Raw genomic sequence first — 14,414 nt, forward strand, 5'->3', positions numbered from 1 at the left:
AGCATACACGCTTGGGTGCTTTCCTATTTTATTCAGATACTCATTTACACGATATTTATTTTCACAATGTACTAAGCCGTAATTCATAAAAATACTGCACAATTGGATGCTTTAACTTCATCTTCTCGGACATATTTAAAATCCTCTTTTTTCCAACTCTTCTGTCCACCAAGGCTAGAATATTCAATAAGATATCATTGCTCTCTATGCTTTCCTCTATAGAAATAGATAAAAACCTATTAGCCACAACGATAAAATTTGATTTACTTAATGATGCCTGTGCTAACAAAAGCTCCTTTGCATATTCTGATATTTTTCTACTTCTTGCAATTACTATTAGACGATCCTCTGGAACGATTCCCTTGGTATCTTTTCTGACCGCTTCAATTTCTTCATTGTTGATAGGAATTTGGATATCTGAATCATTCTTAATTTCCTGCTCCGTCTGATACCATTTGATTGAGCTAGTTGTATCACTCATATTAAGTACGTTCTTTTTATCTACGGCAATATAACAAATTCCGGATTTATCAGGTAAATAACGGTAACCGGTTGCACGGTATTCGACCCTTCCATCTAATGCAGGACAGAGAAAGCTCTCCAGTTGTTTCTTCACTTTGCTCCAGGACATGTATCCTCCTAAGTTCTCAAGGCCTTCTACGAGTATTTGCGGCAGTTACTCTTTTATTAACAATTATGCGTAACTTCTAGCTCATTATTGGCATAGATTGTTCCGTAAGTAGCACAAAGTAACATACCACCGCAAACCTCGCTGCTCACTTGAAAGTTTATGTTGTCTTCATATGTGTCTATGCTATCAGCTCTATTGGATGTCTTTATAAATTGAACTTGGACTATATAATCTGGGTAATCTTCACTTCCTTTATCTTCATCACCATTTTCCCAATCGACAAAGTTAATGTTACTAGCTAAGCTTTTTAATTATAGTCTTACGTTCATCGAAAAAAACATCTAGTTAACTATTAACAGGTGAAAGAATTTCATATATGTGGATTTCATTAATTGAAGGTAGGTATTCAAGGGGGAGAACGATGTACATATATTTAGAGTTTGAAAATAAAATGGTTGATGAATTAGTAGAATTTTTAACATCAGAAACATGGAGTTTTCATGGACAGGAGAATCCTACTGAGGAGTCTATAAGAGAAAATTTAGCCAACGGAAATTATAACGAAAATGGGAACCAAACATTTTGGATCATGGATAATCATACAAAAATTGGTTTAATAAGAGTTTTTGATTTAGAAGATCCCATATGTTTATTCGATTTGCGATTGAAAGAAAAGTTTAGAGGCAAAGGAATAGCAAAGGATGTCCTTAATTGGTTGAGTACTTATATATTCAATAAATACACTCATATTATTAGAATCGAAGGTCATACTAGATATGATAATTTTGCGATGAGAAAAACGTTCTTTAATAGCGGATTTGTAAAAGAATCTTATAATCGTAGATCATGGAGACAAAGCGGACAATTATTTGATTCTGTTGGGTATGCAATGATAAGAGAAGACTGGGAGAACAATACCAAAACAATACCAAAACAATAATAGAAGATACCTTTCCATACTAACTTAAAGGACGCATAGATGAAGAAAGTTTCTGAAATGTAATTGGTGGTAATTGATCATAGATATTGCAGAAGGTTCTTCATTCTGCTATATGATCTTCTGTTAAAAGGCGCTATTGTTGAAAAAAAGTTATCAGAAAATAATTCCACACTATTTTTCGATTACCCTAAATTTTAGCCCCCTTCATTAGGAAAAGGGGGCTTTTCTCACTGCTACATTTTTTATTTATCTTTCCTTACGAGTAGTGAAACCGACTCCACATGCGCTGTATGCGGGAACATATCCACCGGCTGCACGCTCTTCAACTCATACCGCTGCATCAGCTTCCCAACATCCTTCGCCAGCGTAGAAGGATTACAAGACACATACACAATCTTCTTCGGCTGCACATCCAACAAGGAACGAATCAGCGCATCATCCAGCCCAGTCCGCGGCGGGTCGACTACGACGACATCCGGTCGAGTCCCTTGCTTGGCCCATTTCGGCATCAAGACCTCCGCACGACCCACGTGAAAGCTGGCATTCGCCGCTTGGTTACGCTGTGCATTGCGATTGGCATCCTCGACAGCCTCAGGAATCAGCTCGATCCCGCGAACCTCACGGGCATAAGGAGCGAGCCACAAGCCAATCGTCCCTGTACCACAATACAAATCGAGCACGAGCTCTTTTCCGGTCAGTCCAGCAGCCGTTTTCACCTGATTGTACAGCTTTTGCGTCTGCTCGGGATTCAATTGGAAGAAGGCACGAGCAGACAAGTCGAAGGATAGCTCACCCAGCTTTTCAGCAATGGAAGCCCTGCCCCATAAGGATAATGTCTTGTCACCGAAAACAAGCGATGTTTTTTGCGTGTTTACGTTTTGCGCGATTCCTACCAGCTCAGGCAGTCTCGTACGGAGCTCCAAAAGTAGCTCCTTCACTCGTGGGATTTCTGGGGTAGCCGTTACAAGCGTTAATTGCGTTTCACCCGTGGCAAAAGCGACACGAGCGACGATCGTGCGGATGACGCCCGTCCGTTTTTTCTCGTCGTAGATCGGAATCCCGAGCTCTTCGATGATTTGTTTCGCGGTTTGGACGATTTTCGTTGTCGCTTCATGCTGCACCTGACAGCCTTCCAAATTGACGAGCTTGTGGCTACCTGTTTGATACAGTCCAGCGATGAGCTTGCCATTTTCCTTGCCCACCTGAAACTGTGCTTTATTTCGATACGACCACGGATTATCCATACCAATCGTAGGGGAGACTGGTGGCTGATTCATTAGAGCGTACTTGCGCAGTGACTCGATGACGATTTCCTGCTTGCTCGCGAGCTGTGCCCCATAATCCATGTGCTGCAAGCTGCATCCGCCACACTCCGCATAGACTGGACAGGGGGGCTTCGTGCGAGATGCTGATTTTTCAACGACGCGTAAAAGACGCGCGGTCGCGTATTTTTCTCTTGCCTCGGTTACCTCGGCATGGACGACCTCATCAGGGAGAGCACCCTCTACGAAAACGATTTTTCTTTTAAAATAGCCGATCCCTTCGCCATTAATGCCCAAGCTCTTGATCGTGAGCGTCATTTGCTGGCCGACACGGATGCTGGCGTCTTGTTCTTTTTTATGCATTGTCATCTGTTCCGTTCTCCTCAAGCAATTCAGTATTTCCCTATTATAGAGCATTACGAGAGAGGTTGCATGTATGCGAGAGCTTCTGGGGTGCCAGTCAGATAATGGCAACTTCCTGTCCAGCTTTGTTTTTGTTATAATAGTGCGGAGAATAATGAGGGAGTTGTGACGCTAGATGCAAGATCTATTTGAAAAAATGAAAGAATATCTCAACATGGATACTGAGATTTCTTTTGACGAGTTTGATGGCTACTACAAAAAGGTAACCGCGTTTCTAAACGATAGCTGGGAGACGTTGAACGAGGAAGATACTATGCTCATGCTGTTCATCCTCGACAACCTCAAGTCGAACGGTGAAGATCGTTCCAAGCGCAAAACCAAGGAAGCGAAAAAATACGCAAAAATGGCGCAGCGCACTGAGATTTGGGCAAATGCACTGATCGGCCGTCTGCGTGAAGCTGGTTTGACTGATGAAGAAATCGGCAAGCGTTACGAAGCGATTTACGAAGCAGTATAGGATGTAGCGAATAGAAAAACGGGTACCGTTTTGAGTGTAATAGCTCGAAAGGTAACCCGTTTTTTTGTCATGGCTTTCCTGCCAAATAACAAGAAGATTGACAACTTGTGGGTTTCGGCGTAGAATGTTTAACTAATTCGAATAGTTCGTATGTATGAGCGTTGAAAAGGAAGAGTAGAAACAGTAAGCAGCGTGCAGAGAGCCGTTCCCCGTGCTGAAAGAATGGTCGCCAGCCTGTTTTGAAAATCACCTTGGAGCATTGTCCTGGAAAATCAGCTTGTCTAGCCAGTGAGTATAGGACAACGAATTCGTCCTCGTTATCGGACGGGAGTTTTATAGTGAACTTCCTAAGTCTGTTTTTCGTGAGGAAGACAGAGAAGCTGAGTGGTACCGCGATGCCCTTGCCTCAGCCAGCCGTGCGCAAATTGTGCGTAGCTGGTTTGGGGCGGGGGCTTTTTGATTTGGTCTGGTCCCTACTACAAAAGAGAAGGTACTTAGGAGGAACATATATATGCATACGGTCAGAGTGGAAGACATCGTAGTAGCCAATCATGCATTGAAAGACGTGGTGGAGAAGACTCCCTTGCAAAAAAACAAAGTACTGTCTGAGCGCTACGGCTGCAACGTGTATTTGAAAAGAGAAGACTTGCAGGTGGTTCGTTCCTTCAAAATTCGCGGTGCTTATCATTTTATGCGGAATCTTTCGACAATGGAGAGGGAGCGTGGTGTCGTTTGTGCAAGTGCGGGCAATCATGCGCAGGGTGTAGCCTATTCATGTAACCATTTGCAAATCAAAGGCACGATCTTTATGCCAGCGACCACCCCACGTCAAAAAATATCGCAGGTCAAGCTGTTTGGTGGCTCCTATGTAGAAGTTGTATTGATCGGTGACACCTTCGATGATTCATTCGCAGAGGCGATGAAGTATTGCATTCAGGAAGATCGGACCTTTGTCCACCCGTTTGACGATCCATTGGTGGTAGCCGGACAAGGAACAGTCGGACTGGAGATTATGAATGACATGGAAGAACCAGCTGATTTCGTCTTTATGAGTATCGGTGGAGGTGGATTGGCAGCGGGTGTGGGAACGTACGTAAAAGGCATCAGCCCAAACACACAGATCATTGGTGTGGAACCAGCCGGAGCAGCTTCGATGCAAGCCGCTTTGGAACAACGCGACGTTGTCACCTTAGATGAAATTGACAAGTTTGTCGATGGTGCAGCCGTCAAGCAAGTGGGGCAGCTCACGATGAGTATTTGTCAGGAGCTGCTGGATGACATCGTGCTGGTGCCAGAAGGCAAGGTGTGCACAACCATTTTGGAGCTGTATAACAGCAATGCCATCGTCGTAGAACCTGCAGGTGCCCTTTCGATTGCGGCTCTCGATTACTACCGGGATCAAATCGCTGGGAAAAACGTAGTGTGTGTGATCAGCGGTGGAAACAACGACATTGACCGGATGCAAGAGATCAAGGAACGCTCCCTGCTGCATGAGGGATTGAAGCACTATTTTGTGATCAATTTCCCACAGCGTGCTGGAGCCTTGCGAGAGTTTATGGAAAAAGTACTGGGACCGCACGATGATATCACACGCTTTGAGTATACGAAAAAGAACAACAAAGAAAATGGTCCAGCGCTGGTTGGCATTGAAATGAAATGCAAAGATGACTATCAGCCGTTAGTCAGTCGGATGAAGCAGCATGGTATCCGCTATGTAGAGATTACGCATGATCCATATTTGTTCAATTTGTTGATTTAGGTCCTTGTGTTACAACAGATGCGGAATTTGCAAAAATGTATGAATACAGCGAAAAAAGGAGCAATGAAGAGAGAATGAGCGAGAGAGAAAGATAAATCGGCGTAATGTATTATAACAAACTTTTATAAAACAGATGCTGTTGTAATACAATACAGATAATAACACACGGGGGGTTTTAATCATGACGCCGATCACTACTTTCTTTCGTAATCTCGAAGCAAAATGCTGTGCTGCTTGCGGTCAGATGATCCACGAACAAGCAGAATCGTATGCAACTGAATGCACACCATGCCAAGAGCAAGCATCCTTTGACGCTTACAAGTACTATCATCAAAAACGCTAAGTCGAACATGAATACTGGATAAAACAGGTGTACCACAGGGCATGAGCCATGGCAGGTATACCTTTTTTTTGATTCAAAGAAAAAGCCGCTGTTCCATAACAACGGCTTTTTCGCATGTCAGCACGGTTTCTCGGCGTGCTTTGCAGCTTCCTGCTTGACGTAATCAATCAGCCCCAATTGAAAGCCTTCCTGTGTAAGGAGACGTTTGGCTTCATACGTACTCGCATAGTAGGCTTGGACATGCGGATCGTTGTCCAAAACGTAACGACACGCCTGATCACGAGACAACTCCTGGTACCAGTCTGTCTGTTTGATTTGGGCGACGAGATCCTCATAGGCAGGTTCCGGCTTTTTCCATGGATTCAAACGATGAATAATTTCACCAAGGATTGCAACAACGATTAGAATTCCGATTAAAAACATAGCTGTCACCTCAAAGGTTGGATCACTCTCATGGTACCACTCTCCTGGAGGCACCGCCATGGGGAAGTCGGTCTGCTTGCAAAACAAGTAGAAAGCAGGCATGCTATATACTGTAAATAGAAAGGGCCCGATTGCTTGGGATAAGGAGGGCGCGAGATGTTTCATCCGCTTGTTTTTGACAATATCAGGGTTGTGTTGGAAGGTGCGGTATACGACCGGGACTTCGAAGGGGCAATTACGATTACGAACCGTTCGGATGTCATGGATATGGCTACATTCCATCGACAGTTTCAGATCCAGTTCAAGCTGGCTGATCAACATGATCATACCGCAGCTGTTCGTGCTGAGATGCAGCTTCGTACTCAGTTAGCTGATATTGCAGCCGAGCAGCTAGAACAGCCGTTGACAGATCATATCGGATGTACGATTTGCATCCATTTTTACTTGCAGATGGAAAATTACAGAGATGTGCCCGCAGAAGCGAGAGAAATCACATCGATTCTCAATGACATCTGGGGTCAGCGTCCGTATATTACACAGAAAGTATCGGCTAAGCTAGAGGAGCATCGAATCGATTGGCCACCGAAGCAAATAACCAACCAGGTGACGCTGGACTTTCATCGAAAAATTGATGAAGGCAATATCGATGACCTGAACGAATTAATCGATTATACGGTTCAGTCCCTTCAAAAGCTGCAACTATACATGGATCAACAAGCAAAAAGGTAAGCGGACAGAACGGGGATTTACAAAAGGGCAGATGCGTATTATTATTTTGTTAACCTTATAACATTTTCAGTTAACAAAACGGAGGCTAGTACGCATGAGAAACGAACGCTTGAGATGGCTGTTGCTCTCTGCCATCTTTGCCGCAATGACAGCGGTATTGTCGCAGGTGACTATTCCCTTGCCGTTGATTCCGATTACCGCGCAGACGTTAGCAGTAGGGCTGACGGCGACCATTTTGGGAAGACGATACGGGACACTGGCTTTGGTTATTTACGTTTTACTCGGTGCAGTCGGATTGCCTGTATTCAGCGAGGCAAAAGGTGGATTGCAAATATTGGTCGGTAAATCAGGCGGGTACATATTTGGGTTTATTGCAACCGCTTATGTGACCGGACTCTACCTGGAGAAAACAAGATTCAACCTGAAAAACGCCATTATCGCCAATATCATTGGCATGTTTGTCACACTCGCTTTTGGTACAGTACAACTCAAATACGTCATGGACATTCCATGGGATAAAGCTGTCGCATTTGGTGCAACACCTTTCCTCATTGTAGGCGTTGTCAAAGCAGTTCTGGCTTCTCTGATTGGCATCAAGGTACGCGAGCGACTGATTGCTTCTCGTCTGTTGCGTACAGATCAACCTGTTACACGATAAACAAAATGATTTCGTAAGCCATCCGAAGTTCGGGTGGCTTTTTTTCGCATAATCTCCTTATCGTGCCGGATACTATCGGTAGGATTTTGCATGTAAAAAGGAGGAGACACATGAATATCACGATCACCGGCCCAAAAGGCCTTCCAATCTCAGGGAACTTGATGGCATTTCGCCGATCGCCGCTTCAGTTCATCCGCGACGCTGTAGAAGAGCATGGAGAAGTCGTCCATTTTCGCTTTGGTCCTTCCCGCCATGTTTACCTGTTAACGAATCCGGATCATATCAAAGAGGTTTTGGTCAGCAAGCAGGCGCATTTTCGAAAAGGAAAAGCATTGCAGTCGGCACGACCTGTCGTAGGGGATGGAATTCTCACCAGTGAAGGAAAAAAGCATCTACGACAACGACGGCTTATGCAGCCAGCTTTTCATCGAGAACGTATCGCCAGCTACGGAGAGGTGATGGTCCGGCAAGCAGTTGATCTTATGTCGGATTGGAAAACCGGGGAGCTGCGCGATATTCACTCGGACATGATGAAAGTAACTCTTGCGATCATTACGGAGACTATGTTTGGCAAAACCGTCAAGGAAGGTGCCGATCAGATTGGGCATGCCATCGATGTCGGTTTGAAATACGTGGCCAATAAAGGCTCCTCTTTTATCGACATTCCTTTGTCCGTACCTACTAAAAGCAATCGGGAGTTCCTGGAGTCGAGTGAGCTGCTGGACAAAACGATCTACTCCTTGATCGAAGCTCGTCGTAATAGCGAAGGAGAAGAGCACAAGGACTTGTTGGGGATGCTTTTGGCTGCGCGTGATGAAGATGATGGGGAAGGAATGACAGATGAGCAGGTGCGCGACGAGGTCATGACCATTTTTGTAGCTGGTCATGAGACGACTGCGAATACCATGTCGTGGATTTTTTATTTGCTGGCTACCTATCCCGAGGTGGAGAAAAAACTGCATGACGAGCTGTCAACCGTGCTGTGTGAAAAGCTGCCGACAGTAGAGGACCTACCCCAGCTGAAGTATACGAATCTCATTGTACAGGAAACGCTGAGGCTCTATCCAGCAGCCTGGACGATCAACCGGGAAGTGGTAGAAGAGGTGGAGATCGGCGGTCAAACGTACAAGCCAGGTGAAACACTGATGATGAGCCAATATGTCATGCACCGTAACCCACGCTATTATGAGCAGCCTGAACAATTCATTCCAGAGCGTTTTGACAGCGACCTTTTAAAAAGAAATCCAGCTTATGCTTATTTCCCGTTTGGCGGTGGGCCGCGTGTTTGTATCGGGAACAACTTTGCTTTGATGGAGGCAGCTTTGCTATTGGCAACCATCGCGCAGCGATATCGACTACGACTGGCTGAACCAAATCAGGAAGTGGAACCCGAGCCGTTGGTCACCTTGCGTCCAAAGAACGGATTGCCGATGCGTTTGGAGAAGAGATAGAAAAAAATGGAAATAGAGGGCAAAAAAAGAGGCATCTTGTCACTACGGTTTCGCCGATTGTGTCAGATACCGAACTGGGGGTTATTTATCACTGAAAGCAACATGCTTACAAAAATTATTTTACTAGTAAAATATAAAGAAATAATTAACTGAGAATAAATCTATATAAAGTAAGGGTAGCTTGTGAAAGCTACCCGTGGAAGAAGGGGATGGTGAAGGAGAAACTGCTTCCCATTCCCAGTTCACTGTTTACCATCAAATCTCCGCCGTGAAGCCGGACGATGCTTTTGCAAATCGTCAAGCCTAAGCCCGTACCGCCACTGTTGCGATTTCGTGATTTTTCCGCCCGATAAAACTTGGTAAAAATCTTCGGCAAGTCTTCAGAGGCGATTCCTTCTCCTTTGTCGATCACAGTAAAAAGGACATGTCCTTCTCGCTGATCACATGTAAGGTAAATGGAGCCATCTGGTTTGTTGTAGTGAATGGCGTTGTTCAACAGGTTTTCCATGACACGTCGCAGCTTGGTCTCATCCGCTTCGATGTGTAGTTCATTAGAGATACGAAGCTTCCAGTGAAAGGTGAGGCCTGCCTCTTTAATCCTCGGCAAATAGTCCTCAATGATTCCTCTCAAGAAGCTTTTGACATGAATACGATTAATGTTGAGTCGGACTTCGGAGCTTTGGGCGGTGAAGTCCTGCAATTCATCGAGCAGCTTTTCCAAGTCCGTCGTTTTTAGCTCGATTTTGCTCATCTGTTTCTGTATTTTGGTCATATCCGTCACACGACCGGAGCCGATATATGACGCATACCCTTTGATCGTGGTGAGAGGTGTGCGGAAGTCGTGGGCGATCGACGCAATCATTTCGGCCTGTCTTTCTTCCGCTAAGCGAAGCTCATCAACCATATCCCCGAAATATCGAAAGAGTTGCCCAAATTCATCATGCGAGCGATACGTAAATGTCACTAACCGTTTCCCTTCCTGGATTTCTTGGGTGACGCGCGATAATTCGTTCACAGGCCGTAGTATCCAGCGAACGAACAAAGCGAGCAGAACCAATCCCACCAGACTAATGCTTCCGTAAATAAACCAGAGCATCATGGAAACCCCTGTCGTAGCCATCATGTCGTAATCATCTGTGTAGAAATAAACAACGATCTCCCCTGTACGCGGTGGCTCCTGCTGAAAGTGGTACTCAGCTACCACTTTGAGGTCATTTTGCTTGGAAGAATCGCCACGGTTTGATGAGGAGGGAGAAGGCATTTTCAAATTATAGGCGCGCGATGTTTTGCTGTAGATGGTGTTTCCATTGGCATCCTTCACGAGCATGCGGTACATCACGTCGTCTGGCAACTGCTTCTCAAGCTCCAAACGTTCGATTGGGTCCTTGAAATTACTGACGAGAAGCAGTTGATTGAGCATGACCTTCTCTGCGGCTTCCTTCTCAGCCTGATACTGATTATGCCGATCATTTTTGAGTTGAGCGACAATAATGTCTTGAAAAACAAATTTAAACAACAAGATGTTGAGTGTGATCAAGGAAATGAAGGAGAGAAAAATTTTATTACGTAAGCTCATTTAAAGCTTCTCCCCGATAAATACGTAGCCTGTCCCCCATTGTGTTTTAATAAACTGACGCTCTGTTTCCAGCTTTTCCCGGAGGTTTTTGATATGGACGGTCACTGTATTGAGCGAGCCATAACCATATCCCCAGACACGGTCATAGATTTGCTCTCTTGTAAAGACGATGCCCGCATTTTCTGCGAGGAATGTGAGCAGTTGAAATTCTTTTGTAGAGAGCTCAATCTTTTGATTACATACATAAACGGAATACGTTTCTTTATGAATTTCTAGGTCCTTGAATTTCAAAACGGTAATCGGAGAAGAGGCTGTTTCCTTCTCAGGCTGCTCTTCCGTATGCTTGCGAATGCGCTCATAGCGACGCAGGTGGGCACGAATGCGAGCGAGCAGTTCTTCTGTATCAAAAGGCTTCGTGATGTAATCGTCTGCGCCGATTTCGAAGCCGACTACCTTATCTACCGCTTTTCCTTTTGCACTGAGAAACAGTATAGGCAAATCCCACTCACGGCGAATCTGAGAGCAGAGCTCGTAGCCACTCATGTTGGGCATCATAATATCCAAAAGGATCAGGTTAGGTCGCTCTCCTTGGCTGAGCAGGGAGAGAGCATCTTCTCCACTCTCTGCGGAGGAAACGGTGAAGCCCTCGTTCTCCAAAATGTCTTCTAGCAGTTCAATAATCTCCAGATTGTCATCGACAATTAAAATGTGATCTTTCACCGGAACAACCCCCAGTTACTTCTATTAATAAGGAATACCATTCAAAGAATGGGTCTTGTCTATCATAACATGCTTTGACCTCATCAGGGGAAGAAACCCCGTAAGTTATTAAGTTGTTCTAATATGTAAGGGTACCTCTTTAGACCAGGTACTAAATTTCGTCAGAAAAAGCCAGAGACATTGTGTCCCTGGCTTTTTATTATTTTGCCGAACGACTATTTTTGAGCTGGTTTTTCCGGCAACGATGCAGCTTGCACCGCTTTTACCTTTTTCGGAGTTTCTGCTTTCGCTAGAACAGGAGCACTGAGACGCTTAGCGCCTACATAACGTTTGCTCCAGTAGTATGGATCGTTCAACTTGGTGTTGACGACTCCACGACCAGATTCCGAGTGCACGAATGTGCCGTCTCCAATGTAGATACCCACGTGAGAAATGCTGCGACCGTTCGTATTAAAGAACACGAGATCGCCTGGCTGCAAATCTTTTCTGGCTACCTCTGTACCTAATTCGTACTGGGAAGCAGAATTGTGAGGCAGGTCTACACCTAACGCATCAAATACGTAGCGCGTGAAACCGGAGCAGTCAAAGCCCTTTTTGGACGAGCCGGAAGATTTGTAAGGGGTACCGTACAAGTCGCTGACTACTTCATTGAGAGAATTCTCCTCAGCAGCCTGTGCAGCGCCTGCCCCCATAGCAAGCATTCCAGCCATAAATAAAGATAAAACCACCTTGCGCAAAAGAAACTGCTCCCTTCGTGAGCCTACGAGGTTAGCTGAAGGGTTCGGTCGAAAGGACGCCCTAGGCTGCTAGGAGTAGCAACCATTCACCCCAAAAACGTGGTTCCCCCGTTTCCGCCAAGCGGAATTCGGCTATTTTTCGATGTTTTTTTACACGCACTCTTACGAAGATTCTACGCCAGTCCTTTTTTTCCTTCTTTTTCATCCGTTAGTTCACATATTCGTCACAAAATTACCGTCAAATGCTGTAACGTTTTCGCTCGACAGAGCAAGCCGCCTTTCGACGCAGGCTTGTTCTGCCTTGCGCGACAGCTCGTCCGATTAGGGCAGGAAATTGTCTCCGTCCAAGGGCGGAGGGAAAAACCAACCGCACGCCCGTTATGGGAAGCCTATACCGAGGGCTACAATAAGGGCATAACGTTCCACAAGCACCACATGCAAAACGAATGGAGGTAAGCGAGTAATGAGCGAACGGTCTGGCAAAGTTCTACTCGGGCTGGTTCTGCTGCTAGTCGGTGGGTTGGTTCTTCTAGATCTGGTGGGTATCGATATCGGAGACTTGCTCGGGTTCATCATTCCCGGTGTGATCATGATATACGGTGCCAAAAAGATTATGGGACAAACCGGTTCACGCTTTTGGGGAATCCTCGTCTTTCTATTCGGGTTCCTGATGCTGATTGGCAAGCTTGACCTACTGTTTCACGCGCTTCTGGCCATTGGGGTAATTTATCTGGGATATCGCTTACTGCGTCCCAGTCAAGAACCAAAGCAAGCTCCACCTACTTGGGAGCGTGAATGGGCCCAAAAAGTATTAAAGGAAGATACGCTAGACACTTGGGAGAAACATGTAACACGAAGACAACAATAACGCTACGTCGCAAGAGTCTTTTGGATGAACAATATGATGTGATATGATGAGGAGGAAAAAATAATGAGTATCTTTAAACGTTTGCGTGACCTGACAGTAGCTTCGGTGAATGATGCATTGGATTCGATGGAAGATCCAGTAGTAATGCTGAATCAATATATGCGTGACATGGAAGTAGAAATCGGACAAGTTGAAGTAGCGGTTGCCCGTCAGGTTGCACTGGAAAAGAAATTCCGCCAGCAATTGGATGAAGCCAATGCTCTGATTGAAAAACGCGATCGTCAAGTCAAGCTCGCCTTGACTGAGGGAGAAGACGAGTTGGCTCGTCGAGCACTCGCTGACAAGAAGCAGTACGAAGGCCGTGCAGCTGAATACGAAGGTCTTTACCTGTCAGCATCCGAGGCAGCTTCGCAAATGCGTGAGAAGCTGGCTGAGCTGAAGGAAGAGTTCTATAAAATGCGTGCGAAAAGGTTCACACTGATGGCACGTGCACAAGTAGCTCGTACACAAAAGCAAGTCAATCAAGCAGTTGTCGGTATCGGCAATCAGTCCGCAGGCCGTGGCTTCGCCCGCATGGAAGAAAAAGTGATGCGCATGGAAGCAGAAGCGCAAATGAGTGGACAATGGAGCCAAACGAACCGCGCTTGGGAGAACGCTTTGTCTGAACTGGAAAAGGATGATCTCGATGCAGAACTTGCCAGCATCAAAGCATCCATTAATGAAGTAAAAACACCGGTAGCCAAACCAGTACAATCCTAATTCGACAGGAACTGGGGGACTAGGTGTAGAATAGATTGTGTCAATTCGGCAGCCTGTGTACATCAGGCTGCTTTTCCCCTAGGAGGTACGATTCTTGCAGGACTTCTTGGTCTTTTTGCGGCGGTTTATCGCTGAGCCTGGACGCGTCGGTAGTATAATCCCCAGCTCTCGTTTTTTATGTGAGCAAATGTTGAAAAACGTCGATTGGGCTTCAACCGATGTGATCCTGGAGCTGGGACCTGGTACAGGGGCATTTACCCAAACGATCTATCAGCGCTTGCGTCCCGGCACACATTACGTGCTTGTGGAACGAGATCCCCATTTTCGCTCTATGCTTCAATCACGTTTTCCCGATCTTCCTATCAGGGAGGAAGCGACTAAACTTAGGTCTTACTTGGAGGAGCAGAACCTTGCAGGTGCAGATGTTATTATCTCAGGTCTGCCATTCGCCAATTTTCCACAAGAGCTGCGGGCAGCAATTCTGGACGAAGTTCAATCTGTACTGAAGCCAGGGGGCCTGTTTATTACATTCCAATATTCGCTACAACTCCAAGCTGAGTTGCAGGGTCGTTTTCCCTGGGTCAAGATCGACTTTACCCTGTTGAACATTCCGCCTGCATTCATCTATACATGTCGTAATGGTCAAAGTGAAAACGATCAGCATGGGGCGTGAGAGAG

At 45.6% G+C, this 14,414-nt stretch carries 16 protein-coding genes, 1 riboswitch and 1 other annotated feature; of the genes, 10 read left to right on the top strand and 6 right to left on the bottom strand.

Translation table 11 applies throughout. From position 1 onward, the window contains the following. Positions 1-61 precede the first annotated feature (61 nt). Complete coding sequence (locus HP398_RS12955) at positions 62-631, bottom strand: SF0329 family protein (protein ID WP_173622773.1); 570 nt, start codon at positions 629-631, stop codon at positions 62-64. 421 nt (positions 632-1,052) lie between these two features. Here HP398_RS12955 and HP398_RS12960 point away from each other — a divergent pair, with 421 nt between their 5' ends. Further along, a complete protein-coding gene (locus HP398_RS12960; RefSeq protein WP_173622774.1) occupies positions 1,053-1,571 on the top strand; it encodes a GNAT family N-acetyltransferase in 519 nt (172 codons plus the stop codon). Positions 1,572-1,813: 242 nt separating this feature from the next. Here HP398_RS12960 and rlmD read toward each other — a convergent pair whose 3' ends face one another. Continuing rightward, complete coding sequence (gene rlmD / locus HP398_RS12965) at positions 1,814-3,202, bottom strand: 23S rRNA (uracil(1939)-C(5))-methyltransferase RlmD (protein ID WP_173622775.1); 1,389 nt, start codon at positions 3,200-3,202, stop codon at positions 1,814-1,816. Between the two features lie 169 nt (positions 3,203-3,371). Between rlmD and HP398_RS12970 the strand changes: the two genes are divergently transcribed. From HP398_RS12970 to yhfH, 3 genes are all read left to right on the top strand, one after another. Next, positions 3,372-3,713, top strand: coding sequence for a hypothetical protein (locus HP398_RS12970; protein ID WP_017250110.1), 342 nt, complete (start codon positions 3,372-3,374; stop codon positions 3,711-3,713). A gap of 152 nt (positions 3,714-3,865) precedes the next feature. Further along, positions 3,866-4,125, top strand: a binding site (T-box leader). A gap of 99 nt (positions 4,126-4,224) precedes the next feature. After that, positions 4,225-5,472, top strand: a complete 1,248-nt coding sequence (ilvA, locus tag HP398_RS12975; protein WP_173622776.1) for a threonine ammonia-lyase IlvA — start codon at positions 4,225-4,227, stop codon at positions 5,470-5,472. Positions 5,473-5,653: 181 nt separating this feature from the next. Then, positions 5,654-5,815, top strand: coding sequence for a protein YhfH (yhfH, locus tag HP398_RS12980; RefSeq protein ID WP_017250112.1), 162 nt, complete (start codon positions 5,654-5,656; stop codon positions 5,813-5,815). Positions 5,816-5,932: 117 nt separating this feature from the next. Here the strand turns inward: yhfH and HP398_RS12985 are convergent, their stop codons facing one another. Continuing rightward, positions 5,933-6,403 carry a hypothetical protein gene (locus HP398_RS12985; RefSeq protein ID WP_254476068.1) on the bottom strand — a complete coding sequence of 157 codons (471 nt, stop codon included), beginning with the start codon at positions 6,401-6,403 and terminating at the stop codon, positions 5,933-5,935. On the opposite strand from HP398_RS12985, the gene HP398_RS12990 reads away from it, so the two are divergent. The 3 genes from HP398_RS12990 to HP398_RS13000 all read left to right on the top strand — a co-directional run bounded on the left by HP398_RS12990 (position 6,395) and on the right by HP398_RS13000 (position 9,076). Then, a complete protein-coding gene (locus HP398_RS12990) occupies positions 6,395-6,967 on the top strand; it encodes a hypothetical protein (protein ID WP_017250114.1) in 573 nt (190 codons plus the stop codon). The two genes, HP398_RS12985 and HP398_RS12990, sit on opposite strands and share 9 nt — an antisense overlap. A gap of 94 nt (positions 6,968-7,061) precedes the next feature. Further along, positions 7,062-7,625, top strand: a complete 564-nt coding sequence (locus HP398_RS12995; RefSeq protein ID WP_017250115.1) for a biotin transporter BioY — start codon at positions 7,062-7,064, stop codon at positions 7,623-7,625. Positions 7,626-7,735: 110 nt separating this feature from the next. After that, on the top strand, positions 7,736-9,076 hold the full coding sequence (locus HP398_RS13000) for a cytochrome P450 (RefSeq protein ID WP_017250116.1): 1,341 nt from the start codon (positions 7,736-7,738) through the stop codon (positions 9,074-9,076). Between the two features lie 190 nt (positions 9,077-9,266). Here HP398_RS13000 and HP398_RS13005 read toward each other — a convergent pair whose 3' ends face one another. From HP398_RS13005 to HP398_RS13015, 3 genes are all read right to left on the bottom strand, one after another. Next, the gene (locus tag HP398_RS13005) at positions 9,267-10,652 is read right to left on the bottom strand and encodes a sensor histidine kinase (RefSeq protein WP_173622777.1); all 1,386 of its coding nucleotides are present in this window, start codon (positions 10,650-10,652) and stop codon (positions 9,267-9,269) included. Beyond that, positions 10,653-11,372, bottom strand: coding sequence for a response regulator transcription factor (locus HP398_RS13010; RefSeq protein WP_007721564.1), 720 nt, complete (start codon positions 11,370-11,372; stop codon positions 10,653-10,655). A 215-nt stretch (positions 11,373-11,587) separates the two neighbouring features. Next, positions 11,588-12,109, bottom strand: coding sequence for a C40 family peptidase (locus tag HP398_RS13015; RefSeq protein ID WP_017250119.1), 522 nt, complete (start codon positions 12,107-12,109; stop codon positions 11,588-11,590). 4 nt (positions 12,110-12,113) lie between these two features. Next, positions 12,114-12,253: riboswitch (cyclic di-AMP (ydaO/yuaA leader) on the bottom strand. A 319-nt stretch (positions 12,254-12,572) separates the two neighbouring features. Between HP398_RS13015 and HP398_RS13020 the strand changes: the two genes are divergently transcribed. From HP398_RS13020 to HP398_RS13030, 3 genes are all read left to right on the top strand, one after another. Next, complete coding sequence (locus tag HP398_RS13020; protein ID WP_017250121.1) at positions 12,573-12,977, top strand: LiaF transmembrane domain-containing protein; 405 nt, start codon at positions 12,573-12,575, stop codon at positions 12,975-12,977. Between the two features lie 63 nt (positions 12,978-13,040). Then, complete coding sequence (locus tag HP398_RS13025) at positions 13,041-13,736, top strand: PspA/IM30 family protein (RefSeq protein WP_017250122.1); 696 nt, start codon at positions 13,041-13,043, stop codon at positions 13,734-13,736. A gap of 94 nt (positions 13,737-13,830) precedes the next feature. Next, positions 13,831-14,409, top strand: a complete 579-nt coding sequence (locus HP398_RS13030; protein ID WP_017250123.1) for a class I SAM-dependent methyltransferase — start codon at positions 13,831-13,833, stop codon at positions 14,407-14,409. Positions 14,410-14,414: the final 5 nt, after the last annotated feature.

The sequence above is a fragment of the Brevibacillus sp. HB1.4B genome, assembly GCF_013284285.1.
In the GTDB taxonomy this organism is placed as follows: Bacteria; Bacillota; Bacilli; order Brevibacillales; family Brevibacillaceae; genus Brevibacillus; species Brevibacillus porteri.